Source organism: Pseudarthrobacter sp. HLT1-7 (assembly GCF_059383435.1).
In genome coordinates, this window is sequence record NZ_JBWZCH010000004.1 from 1 (window position 1) to 16857 (window position 16857).

15 protein-coding genes are annotated in these 16857 nt (G+C 66.7%); 4 read left to right on the forward strand and 11 right to left on the reverse strand.

The genetic code is table 11. The annotated features are described in order from the left end of the window. Nucleotides 1–557: 557 nt before the first annotated feature. Nucleotides 558–1670 carry an alcohol dehydrogenase catalytic domain-containing protein gene (locus AC50X6_RS04930; protein WP_494965152.1) on the forward strand — a complete coding sequence of 371 codons (1113 nt, stop codon included), beginning with the start codon at nt 558–560 and terminating at the stop codon, nt 1668–1670. 170 nt (nt 1671–1840) lie between these two features. Then, nucleotides 1841–3310, forward strand: coding sequence for a peptide MFS transporter (locus tag AC50X6_RS04935; protein WP_494965153.1), 1470 nt, complete (start codon nt 1841–1843; stop codon nt 3308–3310). A gap of 10 nt (nt 3311–3320) precedes the next feature. Here the strand turns inward: AC50X6_RS04935 and AC50X6_RS04940 are convergent, their stop codons facing one another. Beyond that, nucleotides 3321–3800 carry a hypothetical protein gene (locus AC50X6_RS04940; RefSeq protein ID WP_494965154.1) on the reverse strand — a complete coding sequence of 160 codons (480 nt, stop codon included), beginning with the start codon at nt 3798–3800 and terminating at the stop codon, nt 3321–3323. A 369-nt stretch (nt 3801–4169) separates the two neighbouring features. Further along, nucleotides 4170–4691 carry a DUF4190 domain-containing protein gene (locus AC50X6_RS04945; protein ID WP_494965155.1) on the reverse strand — a complete coding sequence of 174 codons (522 nt, stop codon included), beginning with the start codon at nt 4689–4691 and terminating at the stop codon, nt 4170–4172. A gap of 134 nt (nt 4692–4825) precedes the next feature. Between AC50X6_RS04945 and pgm the strand changes: the two genes are divergently transcribed. Further along, nucleotides 4826–6499 (forward strand): phosphoglucomutase (alpha-D-glucose-1,6-bisphosphate-dependent), encoded by a 1674-nt coding sequence (pgm, locus tag AC50X6_RS04950; protein WP_494965156.1) that lies wholly within the window; start codon nt 4826–4828, stop codon nt 6497–6499. A 39-nt stretch (nt 6500–6538) separates the two neighbouring features. On the opposite strand, the gene AC50X6_RS04955 is transcribed toward pgm, so the two are convergent. Beyond that, on the reverse strand, nt 6539–7675 hold the full coding sequence (locus AC50X6_RS04955; RefSeq protein WP_494965157.1) for a GGDEF domain-containing protein: 1137 nt from the start codon (nt 7673–7675) through the stop codon (nt 6539–6541). A gap of 231 nt (nt 7676–7906) precedes the next feature. Further along, a complete protein-coding gene (locus tag AC50X6_RS04960; RefSeq protein WP_494965158.1) occupies nt 7907–8473 on the reverse strand; it encodes a 2'-5' RNA ligase family protein in 567 nt (188 codons plus the stop codon). Between the two features lie 286 nt (nt 8474–8759). Here AC50X6_RS04960 and AC50X6_RS04965 point away from each other — a divergent pair, with 286 nt between their 5' ends. Continuing rightward, the gene (locus tag AC50X6_RS04965) at nt 8760–10115 is read left to right on the forward strand and encodes a uracil-xanthine permease family protein (protein WP_494965159.1); all 1356 of its coding nucleotides are present in this window, start codon (nt 8760–8762) and stop codon (nt 10113–10115) included. 79 nt (nt 10116–10194) lie between these two features. Here the strand turns inward: AC50X6_RS04965 and AC50X6_RS04970 are convergent, their stop codons facing one another. The 7 genes from AC50X6_RS04970 to nhaA all read right to left on the reverse strand — a co-directional run bounded on the left by AC50X6_RS04970 (nt 10195) and on the right by nhaA (nt 16781). Continuing rightward, nucleotides 10195–10713, reverse strand: coding sequence for a hypothetical protein (locus AC50X6_RS04970; protein WP_494965160.1), 519 nt, complete (start codon nt 10711–10713; stop codon nt 10195–10197). Between the two features lie 200 nt (nt 10714–10913). Beyond that, entirely contained in the window at nt 10914–12038 is a 1125-nt protein-coding gene (locus AC50X6_RS04975) for a glycerate kinase (RefSeq protein WP_494965161.1), read from the reverse strand. A gap of 44 nt (nt 12039–12082) precedes the next feature. Next, complete coding sequence (locus AC50X6_RS04980) at nt 12083–12904, reverse strand: glycerophosphodiester phosphodiesterase family protein (protein ID WP_494965162.1); 822 nt, start codon at nt 12902–12904, stop codon at nt 12083–12085. A 39-nt stretch (nt 12905–12943) separates the two neighbouring features. Continuing rightward, entirely contained in the window at nt 12944–13192 is a 249-nt protein-coding gene (locus AC50X6_RS04985; RefSeq protein WP_494965163.1) for a hypothetical protein, read from the reverse strand. Between the two features lie 166 nt (nt 13193–13358). Then, nucleotides 13359–14177 (reverse strand): HAD family hydrolase, encoded by an 819-nt coding sequence (locus AC50X6_RS04990; RefSeq protein WP_494965164.1) that lies wholly within the window; start codon nt 14175–14177, stop codon nt 13359–13361. Nucleotides 14178–14331: 154 nt separating this feature from the next. Continuing rightward, the gene (locus tag AC50X6_RS04995; RefSeq protein ID WP_494965165.1) at nt 14332–15297 is read right to left on the reverse strand and encodes a carbohydrate kinase family protein; all 966 of its coding nucleotides are present in this window, start codon (nt 15295–15297) and stop codon (nt 14332–14334) included. A 134-nt stretch (nt 15298–15431) separates the two neighbouring features. Then, the gene (gene nhaA / locus AC50X6_RS05000) at nt 15432–16781 is read right to left on the reverse strand and encodes a Na+/H+ antiporter NhaA (RefSeq protein WP_494965166.1); all 1350 of its coding nucleotides are present in this window, start codon (nt 16779–16781) and stop codon (nt 15432–15434) included. Between the last annotated feature and the right edge of the window lie 76 nt (nt 16782–16857).

The window sequence follows — 16857 nt, forward strand, 5'->3', positions numbered from 1 at the left end:
GCCACAAAATGTCCGTCAAGGCCAACACCGCGATTGCCCGCGAGCTCGCCGGCTGGTGCTGGTCACTGGCCGCGCCCCTGCACCGAGGAGAACGCATGAACGCGGCCTGAAAAGACGTGCCCCGGGGGCACTGATGGAAGTGACGTGGCAGCACAAGGAGCTAACTCGAGATTCCGCTATGAGCAAGCGAACCACAGATCCGTTGACGCTCGATTTTAGACACCGATACGCTCCAGCCGAACACATCGTCATGCGGTAACCAACCCGCGAATATCAGCCTGACACTGCAGTCGAGAAAAGACTCGCCAGCACCGACACCGTCCCCCGGCAGGCACAAGATGAGCGGCCCCCGGAACAAAACCCAGGAGCCGCTCATCCATGCCTCTTGACAACCGGGCCTACATATCAGCGGCCGGCCGGTGGGGCAGGGTGAATTCCCGGCCGGGTACCGTTACGGTTTAGCAGGGCTGCGTGATGGCATCGCGACGCCTCGAGGCGACACGGACGTGAAGCGACACGGACGTGAAGCGACATGAGCTGAAACACGAGAGGGATCGATGAAGATCACCGGTGCAGTACTTGAAGAAGCCGGCCGCCCGCGCCCGTTCGCGGACTCCAGGCCCATCACCATCTCCGAATTGGAGCTGGCCGGTCCCGGACCCACCGAGATCCTGGTCCGAATCGAAGCCGCCGGAATCTGCCACTCGGACCTGAGCGTCGTTGACGGCAACCGGTTGCGCCCCGTCCCGATGCTGCTGGGGCACGAGGCCGCCGGACGCGTCGTCGAGGTCGGCCCGGACGTCACGGACCTGCAGGCGGGGCAGCGTGTGGTGATGTCATTCCTGCCGCGCTGCGAACAGTGCGAGAATTGCGCCGAGGACGGCCGACTCCCCTGCACCGCAGGCTCGAGGAGCAACGGCGAGGGGACACTGCTGCACGGCTCAATGCACCTCAGCCGGGCCGGCGAGAAGATCTACCACCACCTCGGTGTCTCGGGCTTCGCCACGCACGCCGTCGTGGACCGGGCCTCGGCCGTGCCGGTCGGCGACGACATCCCCGCCGACATCGCCGCCGTCCTCGGCTGCGCCGTGCTCACAGGAGGCGGAGCCGTCCTCAACGCGGCCAAGCCCCGGCCGGAGGACAGCATCATGGTCGTGGGGCTCGGCGGCGTCGGCATGGCGGCCCTGATCACGGCCGTCTCCCAGAACGTCTCCCGGATCGTCGCCGTGGACACCCTGGACGAAAAACTCGAACACGCCCGCCGGCTGGGCGCCCACGAGACGTACACCCCGCAGCAGGTTCTCGAACAGGGCGTCAAGGCGAAGTACGTGATTGAATGCGCCGGCAACCCGCGCGCCTTCGAGACCGCCTTCGCCGCCACCGCCGTCGGCGGGACCACGATCACCGCCGGCCTGCCGCACCCGGATGCCCGCGCCCGGATATCGCCGCTGACCATCACCGCCGAGGCCCGGACAATCGTCGGCAGCTACCTCGGCTCCGCGGTACCGGCCCGGGACATCCCCAAATACGCCCAACTTTGGCGGGAGGGGAACCTGCCGGTCGAGGAGCTAATTTCCGCCCGCATCGCCCTGGCGGACATCAACCAGGCGATGGACCAGCTCGCCGACGGGAAAGCCGTCCGCCAGGTCATCATGTTCGACGCCGGGTAGCCCCGCATCCGGGTTGCGCTATCACTTGCAGGTGCTATCCCTGGTCCAGAGCGACATCTACTGATAGGTCAACGGGGGGTGGGATGGGGTGAGCCCGTGACTTGCCGCGTGACTTGCCCAGGGCGGCTGTGAATGTGACAATCGCGCGTCACACTGTCAGCATTAAGTAAATGAGCACTACTCATTTACCAAAGCCCCCCGCTACAACGCAGGGCGATACCTCCTTTTTTGGCCACCCAAAGATGCTGGCCAGCCTCTTCACCGTAGAAATGTGGGAGCGCTTCTCCTTTTACGGAATGCAGGGCATCCTCCTCTACTACATGTACTTCTCCGCCGCTGAGGGTGGCCTGGAGATTGAGAAGGGCCTGGCCGCCGGCCTCATCGGCGCCTACGGCGGCGGCGTCTATCTCTCCACCATCCTCGGCGCGTGGCTCGCGGACCGGCTCTTCGGATCCGAGCGCGTGCTGTTCGGCTCGGCCGTCATGATCATGGCCGGCCACATCGCGCTGGCCCTACTTCCAGGCATCCCCGGCCTGATCACCGGCCTGGTGCTGGTGGGCGTCGGCTCCGGCGGGCTCAAGGCCAACGCCACGGCGCTGGTGGGCAGCCTGTACCGCGAGACGGACGAACGCCGCGACGCCGGCTTCTCCATCTTCTACATGGGCATCAACGCCGGCGCCCTTATCGGTCCGCTGGTGACCGGCTGGCTGCAGGAAAGCCAAGGGTTCCACTGGGGCTTCGGTGCCGCCGCCGTCGGGATGGCCGTGGGTCTTGCCATTTATGCCTTCGGCCGCAAAAAGCTACCCGCGGAGGCGCACCGGGTGCACAACCCGCTGCCCGCCGCCGATCGCACCAAGTACGGCTTCCGGTTCGCCGGTATCGCCGCCGCGATCGCCGTGCTGCTCGCCACCGGCATCGTGAACGCCGCGAACCTGGCCATGTCCATGGCGTACGCGGCCATCGCCGCGTCCGTCCTGTACTTCGCCCTGATTTTCAGCAGCAAGAAAGTCAACGGCACCGAACGCCGCCGAGTAGCGGCCTTCATCCCGCTGTATATCGCTTCCGCAGCGTTCTGGGCCCTGTTCCAGCAGCAGTTCACCTTCATCGCCGTGTACTCGGAGGAAAAGCTGGACCGCAACCTGTTCGGCTGGGAAATGCCGGCGGCCTGGGTGCAGTCCATCAACCCGGTGTTCATTATCATCTTCGCCGGGGTCCTGGCCGCTTTGTGGACCCGCCTGGGCCGCAAGCAGCCGGGCTCGGCGCTGAAGTTCTCGGTCGGCCTGTTCACGATGGGCCTGGCGTTCCTGGCGTTCATCCCACTTGCAGGTGAGGGCAAGACGCCGCTGCTGGCGCTGGTGGGGATCCTGCTCCTGTTCACCCTCGCGGAACTGTTCCTCTCCCCCATCGGCCTGTCCGTGACCACCAAGCTGGCTCCGGAGGCCTTCCGCACCCAGATGGTGGCGCTGTTCTTCCTCTCGGTGTCCCTTGGCACCACACTGGCCGGCATCCTGTCCGGCCTCTACAACCCGACGGACGAACTGCCGTACTTCATCGGCATCGGCGGCACCGCTATGCTGCTGGCCGTCGGCCTGGCTGCGGCCTCGCCGTCGATCAAGAAGCTCATGGGCGGCGTTCGCTGAGCCGCTGAGTTCAATGCGCCCGCCGCCGGTTGAGTCCGGCAGTTACGTCCCCGCAGCCGGCGAGGCAACAGGTGAGGCGTCCGACGTCGAACTCACGCCGGCGGGCGATCTCACCGCCGGCGTGGTGGGGCCGGGCGATCTCACCGCCGGCGTGAGTGTTTCCAGCCAAATTGGAATTCAGCTGCTGCTGCAGATTGATCTGGGCCTGCTGGTTGAGGGGATTTTTGGCGTGCATATCCATGGTCTCCTCGTGCCGGAGTCCCTGATGATCAGCGAAAAGGCGCGCATTAAACTCATTGCGGAACTGCTCCATTTTAGCTTTTTCAAGAATTGATACCTGGAGGAATGTGCTTCCGCCGCCGTTGTTGGTGATTTTGAAGCGGGCGCTGAGTGCGTTCAGGAGCATGGAAACGCCCAGGAGCAGCAAGATCCAGCCAAAAACATTGTTGAGCATCTGGAAGCTGACCAGGAAGAAGATGAGCCCGAACACTGCCCGGCCCAACGAAAATTTGACGTTTACGGCAGTTGCGGCCGTGTTGGCCAGACGGAAGGTCTCCTCCGCGTATCCCAGGGGGACCGGATGACAGACGGGCTGAACTTCGTGGCGTGGGCGTTTGACTCGCCCGGAGCAAATGCAGATTGGACAACTAGATTCCGTTCAGAGAATTTCAGGACTATTCTTTGAGGATAAATTATCGATCATGCATCTGCCACGCAGACATGAGCCCCCCCAAAAGGCTTTGCATTCAGGAATGCATCATACAAATATGCCCTGGCCGGAGCCGGCTTCTTTTTGTCGGCAAGCTTGGAAAATGCCTACACCATCTGACTGGAGCGGAAAACCGATGGTTTGACGTTCTTACGCCCTGTAGGCCGTGCCGCCGGAAGCCCCCATGGCCAGCACCAGCGCGATGAGCACGATCACCAGTACCGTCAGCGCGATCCCCACGTACCCCAGAACCAGGCCGGCAATGGCCATGCCCCTGCCCGCCGGCTCGCGCCTGAGCGCCATGTGCCCGAGGATGACCGCAGCAAGCTGCGGCAGGAGAAAGACGCCCGGCCCCGCAAAGACGGCGATGCCGCAGCACAGGCTGGCGATGCTCAGGCTCTTTGGTTCCGGCGGCAGCCCGTAGTAGGCCGGCTGGCCGTAGGCGTTGAGCGGGCTGCCCGGCTGGCCATACTGTGCCGGCGCACTGTACTGCTCCTGGCCATACGGCTGCCGGCTCCGGGCACCGTAGGGCTGCTGCGGTGCTGTGCCGTACGTCGCGCCGAAAGGATCCGCGGGCTGGGTGTACTGCTCGCCGGACCCCTGAGGCGGATCCGACGGCGGCTGGTAGCCCTCCGGTGTCCCGTCGTTGCCCTGTTTCGGCTGGTCAGTCATGGTTTTCCCCTTTTGAAGTGTCTGACTTCAGGGTACCGCCGCGCTGCTCAAAGATCCTGATGATTCTTTCGTCATAGGGGCCGGATTGCGCCCAGACCGTGTTGCCGCCGGTCGTCGTCTGGCATGCTGGTGCAATGGCTAGCCGCGCGGGCACTGTTGCCCAACCCCAAGACCTTGTTGATCTCACTGCACTCCTGGATGCGTATTACGACGTGACCCCGGATCTGACCGACCCGGGCCAGCGGGTGGTTTTTGGAACCTCCGGCCACCGGGGCTCAAGTCTGAAAGCCTCCTTCAACGAACCGCACATCCTCGCCATCACGCAGGCGATCGTGGAATACCGGGCAGGCCAGGGCATCACCGGCCCGCTGTACCTGGCCAAGGACACCCATGCACTGAGCGAACCGGCGCAGAATTCCGCCCTGGAAGTGCTCGCGGCGAATGGCGTCAACGTGCTGATCGATGCCCGCCACGGCTACACGCCCACGCCGTCGCTGAGCCATGCGATCCTCACGCACAACAACAATTCCCCCGCCGGGGCTCCGCAGGCCGACGGTATCGTTATCACCCCGAGCCACAACCCGCCCGGAGACGGCGGCTTTAAGTACAACCCCCCGCACGGCGGGCCCGCGGATTCGGACGCCACGGGCTGGATCGCCAACCGCGCCAACGAACTGCTGGAGAACGGGCTGCGCGGGGTGAAGCGCACCCCCCTCGCCGAAGCCCTCGGCGCCGGCACCACCGGCAAGTTCGACTTCCTCAGCAGCTATGTGGATGATCTCCCCTCGGTCCTGGACCTTAACGCGATCCGCGAAGCCGGCGTCCGGATCGGCGCCGACCCGATGGGCGGCGCCTCGGTGGACTACTGGGGCGAGATCGGCGAACGACACCACCTGGATCTCACCGTGGTCAACCCCACCGTCGACCCGCAGTGGGCCTTTATGACCCTCGACTGGGACGAGAAGATCAGGATGGACTGCTCCTCGCCGTCAGCGATGGCCTCCCTCATCAACCGGATGTCAGAGGCCGGTCCCGGCGAGACGGCGTTTGACGTCGCCACCGGCAACGACGCCGACGCCGACCGCCACGGTATCGTCACACCTTTTGTTGATGGACACGGCGGGCTGATGAACCCGAACCACTACCTCGCCGTCGCGATCGATTACCTGTACCGGCACCGGACCGGCTGGAACCCGCAATCCGTGATCGGAAAGACCCTGGTCTCCTCCTCGATCATCGACCGCGTGGCCGACAGCCTGGGCCGGAAGCTCGTGGAGGTACCGGTCGGCTTCAAGTGGTTCGTTCCCGGGCTGCTCTCCGGCGAGGGTGCTTTCGGCGGCGAGGAATCCGCCGGCGCGTCCTTCAACAGAAAAGACGGCAGCGTCTGGACCACGGACAAGGACGGCATCCTGCTGGCCCTGCTGGCCTCGGAAATCACCGCCGTGACAGGGAAGTCGCCGTCCCAGCTCTACAAGGGCCTCACTGACCAGTTCGGCGACCCCGTGTACGCAAGGATCGATGCCGCCGCCACCCGGGAGCAGAAGGCAGCGCTGGGAAAGCTCTCGGCGTCGGACGTCACCGCCACGGAACTCGCCGGCGAGACCATCACTGCGAAGCTCACCGAAGCACCGGGCAACGGCGCCGCGATCGGCGGGCTCAAGGTGGTCACCGAGAACGCCTGGTTCGCGGCCCGCCCCTCCGGCACCGAGGACGTCTACAAGATCTACGCCGAGTCCTTCAGGGGAGCCGAGCACCTCAAGCAGGTCCAGGCCGAGGCAAAGGCACTGGTGGACGGCGTCATTTCCTAGGAGCGTTCATCCACGCACCGCGGCCGCCGGCACCGGCAGTCAGGCTGATTTATCCTCCGGGAGACTGCCGGCCAACACAGCGCGGTCCCGGCCCAGCGCCTTGGCCTCGTAGAGGGCGGCGTCCGCAGCGGCGATCATCGCTTCAAGATCCACCCGGCCGGGTGCCGTCGACGCGATCCCGTAGCTTGAGGTTGGCAGGCGGGGGATCAGTTTTGACGGGGAGGCCCGGAGCCGGCGGCTGATATCCGCCGCAATTTCCCCGGCCCGGTCGGGTGTCACGCCCGGCAGCAGGATGATGAATTCCTCTCCGCCGTACCGGCCCACGAGGTCCGAGGAGCGCACCGTGGAGGTGCAGGCATCAGCAAACGTCTGCAGTGCCGTGTCCCCCGCTGAATGCCCAAACTCGTCGTTGATGGCCTTGAAATGGTCCAGGTCAGCCAGGATCAGCGACGCCGTGGTTCTGGCGCGGTCGAGGCGGCGCAGTTCATCCTCGGCAAGGTCCAGGAAAGCCGAGCGGTTCAACAGCCCAGTCAGCCCATCCAGGGTGGCGCGGGCACGGAGATCCCGGGTCTGCTGTTCAAAGCTGAGTTCGGCCATGGTGAACGATGCCACCACCAGCAGCACGGCGGCGAAGATGGTGGTGGCCGCGGATCCAAAAACGGTCGTGAACGCCGGACCGTTGCGCCCTTCCACCAGGAAGGCCAGCAGACGGCCGAGGTAGTAGACGGACAGGATGCCCGTGCCCACGGCCAGCGTGCGGTGCACCCGGGAGTACGTGGAGTCCAGCAGGAAGAGTTCCCGGGACGACAGCCCGATCAACACGCTCATGAGACCGAGAAGGACTGCACCACCAGCCCAGTTGTTGGTGGCCGGGTTTTCCAGCACCGAGGCCACGGCAACCACGACGGGCCCGGCCGCAAGGGAAGAAATCCTGGGTGCGGCTGTCCGAAGTGAACGGGCACCGGCCCACACACTCGCGGCGCCGGCGACCAGCAGCACGTTCCCCAGCGGGTTGGCCCAGACTTGATGCGCCGTGCCATCCGGCAGGTATGCCGCGGACCCGGTGAGGAGCAGGATCAGCGACGCACACCACCAGCCGCTGTAGGCCGCCCGCGTCCGGCGGAAACTGAGGAAATAGAACAGCAGCAGCAGCGTCAGGGCCACAACAGCGAACACAACACGAACGGTCGAGGTATCCAGTACCATATCGAGGCCCCCGGTCCGCGCGTAGTTGACACAAGATCGTTTCGACCAGCGCCGCGATTTCCATCAGTATCGCACCCCGGCCAATGAACCATGAATATCGCCCGAAATAGTTCCGCAAGACCCTCACCGGAGGCTGTTGGGCTCGGTGGCCGCCCGCCGAGTTGGGTCGGCCTGTTCCTGCGACTTGTTACGACAACCTGCTTAGGCGCTCCAGAGCTTGAGGATCCGGCGGGTCGTGTGGCCGCCGTCGGGCGCCATGTCCAGGAGGGCGATCCAGCTCAGGACCAGTTCGTCGCCCTCGCTGACCCTGTCGTGTCCCCGGTGGGACACATGTGGGCGGTATCCCGCCAGGGTGTACCCGGGGGTGGGGATCCGGCCGGACAGCTCCGCCACGACGGCCACCAGCGCCTCGTGCAGTTCCTGCAGCGGCAAGCTCGGTGCGATCAGGGTGACCGGGATGAACCCGGACCGGCCGAAACGCGATTCGCCCCCGGCCGTGATCCGGCTGCCGAGCGCCGCCGCGACCGGTTCCGCCAGGCGTCCGGCAATCCGTTCTGCGAGCGGGTCGCCGGCGGCCGGCACCCGGTCCGCTTCGCCCGCGGGTGCGGGTGCGGGTGCGGGTGCGGGTGCGGGTGCCGGTGCGGGTGCGGGTGGATGATCTGCGACGTCGAACCTGACAAGCGTGATGTGCAACGGCCAGTCATCACGGAGGAATTCGAACCCCTCGGCAACGGGCTCCAGAAAGGCCACGACAATCAGGTTCCGCATGGGAAAAAGTCTGCCACGGAGCCGGCGCAGCTGGACCGCCTACCCCTTTAGATAAGGCCCGGATCCGGACTAAACTGGAAAGCGGCCCCGGATGCGGCCTTGCGCTCAACCGCAGAATTGCGTCCCGAGTGCCTCCGGCCTGTCCCCCATGGTGCCGGGGGCACCTCCGCGTCAGGTCCCGCCGGGGGCACCTGACGCGTTGGGGATTTCCGGGAAACCCGGGCACGGTAAAGTTGCTCCGGACGATTCCATCCCGCCCCGCCGCTGATTCTTTGAAAGGCCCGCCATGAGCATGCTCGGAACCAAATGGAAGCTCCACGGCAACGGCAAGTCCATCCGCCCCGGCGAGGTCGTCAAACCGGATGAGCGCCTTGCATGGCCGCTGACCATCGGCGTGGGGACCCAGCACGTTGTCGCTATGTTCGGCGCCACCTTCCTGGTCCCGATCATCACGGGCATGCCTCCGGCCACTACCTTGTTCTTCTCGGGCATCGGCACGCTGCTGTTCCTGGTCATCACCAGGGGCCGCGTGCCCAGCTACCTAGGCTCCAGTTTCGCTTTTATCGCCCCGATCATGGCCTCACAGCAGCAGTACGGCGTCGCCGGTGCGCTCGGCGGCGTGGTGCTGGCCGGCGGCGCGCTGGCGATCATCGGTGCAGTGGTGCAGAAGTTCGGCGCGGGGTGGATCAACCGGCTGATGCCGCCGATCGTCACGGGCGCCATCGTGGGGCTGATCGGCCTCAACCTCGCCCCCGCCGCGAAGAACAATTTCGACGCCGCCCCGATCACGGCCCTGATCACGCTGGCCACGATCATCCTGGTGAGTGTGTTCTTCCGCGGCATCCTGGGCCGGCTGAGCATCCTGGTGGGCGTCGTGGTGGGCTACCTCGTGGCGATGCTCCGCGGCGAAGTGGACTTCTCGAAGATCGACGCAGCGGCGTGGGTGGGGCTGCCGCACTTCCAAACCCCCGAGTTCCACCCCGGCGTCATCGGCCTTTTCGTGCCGGTGGTGCTGGTACTGGTGGCCGAGAACATCGGCCATGTGAAATCCGTCGCGGCCATGACCGGCCAGAACCTCGACGGCGTCTCCGGACGTGCGCTGATGGCCGACGGCGCCGCCACCGTACTGGCAGGCCTGGGCGGCGGCTCGGGCACCACCACCTACGCGGAAAACATCGGCGTGATGGCCGCCACCAAGGTCTATTCGACTGCGGCCTACTGGGTGGCCGGCATCTTCGCCGTGGTCCTGAGCTTCTCGCCGAAGTTCGGCGAACTCATCGCCACCGTCCCGGCCGGCGTGCTGGGCGGTGCGGCCACCATGCTTTACGGCATGATCGGCGTCCTGGGCGTGAAGATCTGGGTGCAGAACAAAGTGAACTTCTCCAATCCCATCAACCTGACCACGGCCGCCGTCGCGCTGATTGTTGGCATCGCGGACTACACCTGGACCATCGGTGACCTGAAGTTCACCGGCATCGCGCTGGGTTCAGCCGCGGCCCTGGTGATCTACCACGGCATGAAGGCCATCGCGAAGGTCCGCGGCACGGTCGCGGAGCCGGAAACCGAAGAGCCCGCTGCTGAGGCTGCGTCGAAGGCTGCCGCCAGCGCTGCGGCGAAGCGCGCGCCCAAGAAACGGCGCTAAGCGCTCCCGGACCGAGCGGAAAGGCCGGCGTCCTGCCACCGGATGCTGGCAGGGTGCCGGCCCCCGGCCGCCGAGCGGGTTAGCCGGCGTCGAACGGTTCCTCTTCGTCACTGGCGTCTTTCGGAGATTCACTCTCGGGCTGATCCGTCCCGGAGCCGTCGGGCAGTCCCGCGGCGTCCTGGCCTGGCTCCGAGGAGAACGGCCGCCCGGCGTCGGGCTCTTCCGTGTTGGAGTCATTCATCTCGGCGTCCGCTGACGGCATGGCCACCTCGGAATTTTCCGAAACGTCGGGGTCGTAGCCGGGAGTTGTGCTGGCGTTTTCTGAACTCATTTGGTCCTCCGTTCCTCCGAAGCGTCCTGCCCCGGGTTCTCCTGCACTGTCCTGGTCTTCGGCGCCGAACTGGCTCAGGTCCGGGGCGCCGGCCGGGTAGGTCTCCCCGTCCGGGCTGTCCTGGCTGAGTCCGGCGGCGTCGAACGCCTCTTCCTCGCGGGGCTGGGCGAACTTCTTCGCACCTCCGCCGGGCAATTCCTGTTCCACCGTCGGCGTTCCATAGCCGCCGGTCTCTTCGAGGGGCTCATGCTGGTTGTCCTGGGTCATTTCAATCCTCCATCACACATTGTCCGCCTGCCCAAGGTGTCGGTTTTCGAGGGACTTTCCCCGGCGACCGGCGCAAACCGGCCGCTAGAATCTTTTCCTTCGTAGTCAACAGTTCCACCCTATCCGAACCATAATCAGCAAACTTAGTACTGGCTCGGATCATTCGGGTCCTGGGGTCCCGCACGCGCCGCCGGCCGGCGTCAGGCCCCTTCGAGCACCTGGCTGGTAGCCCAGGTGAGGTACTTCGCGGCATTGGCGACGGCGTCGGCCGGGCTTCCGGCGAGATCCAGCAGTTGGACGGCGGCTACCACGCCGTGCGTGGCGAGGTCCTCCGGAGTGACCAGGATCCGTCCGGCCACCACGATCACCGGGATCCCCAGTTTCTGCGCGGCATCGGCCAGCGCAATCGGCGCCTTGCCGGTGAGTGACTGGGAATCCAGCGAACCCTCACCGGTGATCACAAGGTCCGCCCGGGCGAGCTTCCCGGCGAGGCCGGTGAGTCCGGCGACCAGCTCGAAGCCGCCTTCCAGCGCCGCGTTGCCAAAGGCCAGGAACGACGCCGGGAAGCCGCCGGCCGCACCGGCGCCCGGAACGTTGACGTCCCGGCCGGTTGCACCTCGCAGCACCGAGGCCCAGTTCCGCAGGCCTGCGTCAAGCAGCTCCACGGCGTCCCCGTCCGCACCCTTCTGCGGGGCGAAGACATGGGCGGCTCCGTCACTGCCGAACAGCGGGTTCCGGACGTCGACGGCGATCCGGAACCGCACGGCGGTCAGCCGCGGGTCGAGGCCGCTGGTATCCACCGAGACCACGTCCGCGAGGGAACCGCCGCCCAGCGGGACCACGTTGCCGGCGGCGTCGAGCGGCTTGAGTCCCAGCGCGCGGAGGGCGCCGCTTCCGCCGTCGCTCATGGCCGAGCCGCCCAAGCCCAGCACAATCTCGGTGGCGCCGGCGTCCAGTGCCGCGGCGATAAGCTGGCCGCAGCCGTAGCTGTGGGCGCGCAGGGCATTGGCCGGAGTCGGGTCCATGTGCGCCAGTCCGGAAGCCTGCGCTGTTTCGATCACGGCGGTGCCGCCGCCAAAAGCGTCCTGGCGGAGGGCCCACGCGGCGCCGACGGGCGCCAGGATCGGGCCGACGACGGCGTTGATCCGCTCTTCGTATCCGGCGGCGATGGCCGCGTCAAGCGTCCCTTCGCCGCCGTCGGCCACCGGAAACTGGAGAGCCTCGGCGTCGGGGTAGACGCGCAGGGCACCTTCGGCGATGGCTGCTGCGGCTTCGGCGGCGGTGAGGGAGCCCTTGAACTTGTCCGGGGCAATGAGGATACGCATGGCTCTATCCTGCCAGCAGCCGCAGACAGCTGGCTGCCCGGCCGTCAGGGCAGCCAGCTGCCGCGTTCCTGCAGGACTTCCTTGAGCAGATCGGCGCGGTCCGTGACGATCCCGTCAACGCCGAGGTTCAGGAGCCGGTGCATTTCGGCGGGATCATTGACGGTCCAGACATGCACCTGCAGGCCGTGCCGGTGGGCCCGCCGGACGAATCCTTGCGTCACCACAGTCACGGCGCCGTAGCTGACGGGGACCTGCAGGGCGTGGACGCCGCTGAGCGCGCGTGCCGCCACGAGGCGCAGGAAGGGATCCGGCAGCACCGGGCCGAGCAGGACAAACAAGGCGTTGGACACGATTCCGGCCGAGCCCGCGGCGGGCCGGCTCAGCTGTTTCAGCACGGCACGGCGCCGGCGGTCCGAGAAGCTGGCGATCAGCACGCGGTCATGCAGTCCGTAACGTTCGATCGCCGCGGCCAGGGCGTCCACCGACCTCCAGTCCTTGACGTCGAGATTCAGTCGGACCGCAGGAAAGGCAGTGACGAGTTCCTCGAAAAGCGGGATGGGCTCGGCCCCGCTGATCCTGGCGCGGGCAACAGTCTCGGCGGAAAGCTCCGAGATCCGGCCGCTGCCGTCCGTGACCCGGTCCAGGGTGTCGTCGTGGAACAACAGCAGGACGCCGTCGGCGGTGGTGTGGACGTCGGTTTCCAGGTGCCGGTACCCCAGTTCGACGGCGGCGCGGAACGCGGCCATGGAATTCTCCAGGCCGTCCCGGGAGAAACCGCGGTGAGCCATGGCAAGGGGTACTCCCGGCGCGGCATCACCGTCGTCGCCCGGGCCGCCGGGGGCGAAAAAGGGATGCGGGTTCGTCACCCCTGAAGCGTACCGGAGCTGTCCGCCCGGGTGTCCGGATCAGGAAGCGTGCGGGAAGATTTCGACGCCGTCGCTGCAGTGCAGCAGCGTGCGGCCGCGTCCGCCGTCGAGGTCTACCCAGACGGCGGTGTGATCCGAAGTGACGGCATGTACCAGGCCGCCCGTTTCATAGCCCGGCGCCAGGCGCACGCGGATGCGGTCACCCTGCCGCAGGCTCCGCCACCGGGCATCCGGATCCACCCGGCGCAGGGGCTGTTCGTGCAGGTTGCGTGTGCGGTACTTAGCCATAATTCCCCACCATCAGTGAACAATCCGTCGCGAATCTTCAGCGTAGGAGGCGAAGATGAACGCCAGTTGACCGCAAGCTGTGAGTCCGGTGCCGCGGGTTCCGCGAGTGCCGCGCCGTGGGCGCCGCAGTCGGCGAACGCGGGGGCCTTGGGCCGCCGATCCCGGCTCAGGGCAGCCGGACGCCCAGGGCTGCGAGCTTGGCCTCGAGGATCTGGGCGACACCGTCGTCGTCGAAATGCGGGGCCTGCTGGCCTGCGGCGCGGATGGCCTCCGGGTGGCCGCTGGCCATCGCGTAGCCGTCGCCGGCCCAGCGCAGCATCTCGATGTCGTTGGGCATGTCCCCGAATGCCACCACGTCATGTGATCCGATACCCAGTCCTGCAGCGTATTCTGCGAGGGTGACGGCCTTGTTGACCCCGGGGAGGGAAAGTTCCAGGAGCGCCATGTTCGGCGCAGAGTGGGTGGCCGCGGCCAGATGCGCGACGGCGGGCGTCACCTCGGCCAGGAATTCATCGGCGCTGCCCTCCCGGACGACGGCCAGGAACTTCACCACGGAGTCGGCCGCCGAGAGGGTGCTGTGCAGCGGCGCGGGGGTGAATTCGGCGAGCAGCCTGCTTGAGCCGTGCTCGATGAACCCCGGCTCGAGGTGGAAGCCGGTCAGCGTTTCGGCCGCGAACAGCGCCGCGGGGCGCAGGCGCTGGATGATCCGGCGGGCCTCGAAGACCGCGTCGAGCTGCAGGCCCCGGGCTGAAACCATCCGGTCCGCCGACAGGTCCCAGACCACCGCGCCGTTGGAGCAGATGACGGTTCCGGCGTGACCCAGCCGGTCCTGCAGGGGGTGGAGCCAGCGCGGCGGACGTCCGGTGACGAAGACGAGTTCCACTCCGGCATCGCGGCAGGCATGGAATGCCCGGACAGTCCGGTCACTGATTCTGCCATCGTGGCCGAGGATCGTTCCGTCAATATCACTTGCTACCAGCCGCATACCGCCAGTCTACGTCGGCGGGCCGGGGCGGGTTCCCATTCCGCGCAGCCTGGCGCATAGGGGCCCCACCGTCCTGCGGGCGCCATTTCGACGGTTCCGTGCGCACTCGACGCTTGTTTACGTCGAGTGCGCACGGAACCGTCGAAACGGGCCTTTAGGTGCCGGTGCCGTCCGGGGCCTGCGCCCTCTGCTCCATCCGGTTCAGTTCCGCGCGGTTGGGCGGGTTGGCGCCGGCCCGGGACACCGTCACGGCTGCCGCGAAGGCGGCACGGGCCAGGAGTTTTCGAAGGCTACCGGCGGAAATCCCACGGAGGTTCTTGCGGTTCTGCGCCCCGACCAGGCCCAGATCCACCACGCCGGACAGCAACGCCGCCATGAAGGAATCCCCGGCCCCGACCGTATCCGCCACGGTCACGGAAGGCGCGGGGAAGTGCGTTTCGCCGGAAGCGGTGACGCCCCAGGGCCCTTCGGCACCGCGGGTAACCACCACTATGGCCGGGCCTTCGGAACCGCCGGGTGAGAGCCAGCGGCGGGCCGAATCCAGGGAATCCGCACCCGGATACAGCCATTCAAGGTCCTCGTCGGAAGCCTTGACCACGTCGGCCAGCGCAACGAATTTTTCGGCCTGCCGGCGCGCGTAGCCAACGTCCGTGATGATGCTGGGCCGGCAGTTCGGATCAAAGCTGATCGTCGCCAAAGAATGGGCATGCTCGACGGCGGCGAGCACCTCGGCGGCGCCGGGCGCCAGCATGGTGGCGATCGAGCCGGTGTGCAGCAGCGTGGTGCCCTGCAGCAGGAACGGCAACCGGTCCGCGAGGCCGGGCAGCTCCCAGGCGAGGTCGAACGTGTAGCTGGCAGCGCCGTCGTCGTCGATCAGGGCGGTGGCCACGGACGTCGGCAGCCCGTCCGGCCCCATCGGGAACAACACGGAACTGCTCTTCAGATGCGCCGCAACAGATTCACCGTAGGCGTCGCGCCCGTAGCGGCCGATGAACTGCACCGGATGGTCCAGCCTCGCCAGCCCCACCGCCACATTGAGGGGGCTTCCGCCGACGTGGGCCTGGGTACCGGTGGAACGCTGGACCACGTCAACAAGGCCCTCGCCAATAACTGTGAGCATGCTCATACTCTGCCAGAAAACCCCGACCCGGGGCGCCAATGTCGCCGGCGGCCGGTGTCGCCGGGGCCGCGGTTACGGCGCCCGAAAGTTACGGGGCCGTGTCCGGGGTAATCCCGGTGGCCCCGCCGGACGGGCTATCGGGCGGAGCCGCCCTGCTGGTAGACATCCGGAATGCCGTCTTGGTCGGAGTCGATCTTCTCTTCTTCCTCCGCCTTCCGGTAGTGGCGGTTCCGGGTGCGCAGCACGGCTGTGGCCAGTAGGGCGGCCAGCACCGAGGCCGCGAGGATCCCCACCTTGGCGTGGTCGTCGTGGATGTTGCCGTGCCCGAAGCTCAGCTCGGCCACCAGCAGGGAGACCGTGAAGCCAATCCCGGCCAGGAGTGCCACGCCGAAGATGTCGATCCACTTGAGCGAGCTGTCCAGCGTTGCCCGGGTGGCTTTGGTCAGCAGCCAGGTGGTGCCCAGGATCCCGATTGGTTTGCCCAGGACGAGGGCCAGAATGATGCCGACGGCCACCGGATCAGTCAGGGCCGAGCCGAGTCCTTCCCAGCCCCCCACGGCCACTCCGGCGGAGAAGAACGCAAAGATCGGGACGGCGATTCCGGCGGAGATCGGGCGGGAGCGGTGTTCGAAGATTTCGGCCAGGCCGGGTCCGGCGTCCGGCCCGCCGCTCGCCTGTGACCGCAGCACCGGGATGGCGAACCCCAGCAGGACGCCGGCGACAGTGGCGTGGATCCCGGAGGCGTGCACCAGGGCCCAGGTAGCGAGGCCCAGCGGCAGCAGGATGATCCAGGCGGCTTGTGCGTTGACGCCGAAGAACCGCCGGTACTTCTGGGCCAGGAAGGTGTAAAGGGCCAGCGGAATGAGCGCCCACAGCAGCGGCAGGGCCTGGATATCACTGGAGTAGAAGATGGCGATGATGGTGATGGCGATCAGGTCGTCCACCACAGCCAGAGTGAGCAGGAAGATGCGCAGGGCGCTGGGCAGATGCGAGCCGATGATGGCCAGCACGGCGACGGCGAAGGCGATGTCCGTGGCAGTGGGAATCGCCCAGCCCCGCAGGGTCTCCGGGCTCGCGAGGTTGACGACGGCGTAGATGCCCGCCGGGATGATGACGCCGCCCACGGCCGCAGCGACCGGCACAATCGACTTACTCAGCTGCCGCAGGTCCCCCGCAATGAACTCGCGTTTAAGTTCAAGGCCCACCAGGAAGAAGAAGATGGCGAGCAGCCCGTCGGCGGACCACGCGCCGAGGCTCAGTTCAAGATGCCACGGCTCGTATCCGATCTTGAAGTCGCGGAGGGCGAAGTAGCTCTCCGAAACCGGCGAGTTGGCCCAGATGAGGGCGATCACGGCGGCTGCGACGAGCAAGGCGCCGCCGACCGTCTCCTTGCGGAGGATCTCGCCGATCCGGAGGGATTCGGCGTAGCTTCCTCGGCCCAGGACTGTGGTGAGGCGGGAGCGGGGGGGAGGTGTGGGGCTCATGCGGGAGTCCTAAAAGTTGGGTCGACAGAACTATGCCGACCAGACTTCCCGGCGCACCTGCATCCCAGTCTAGTGG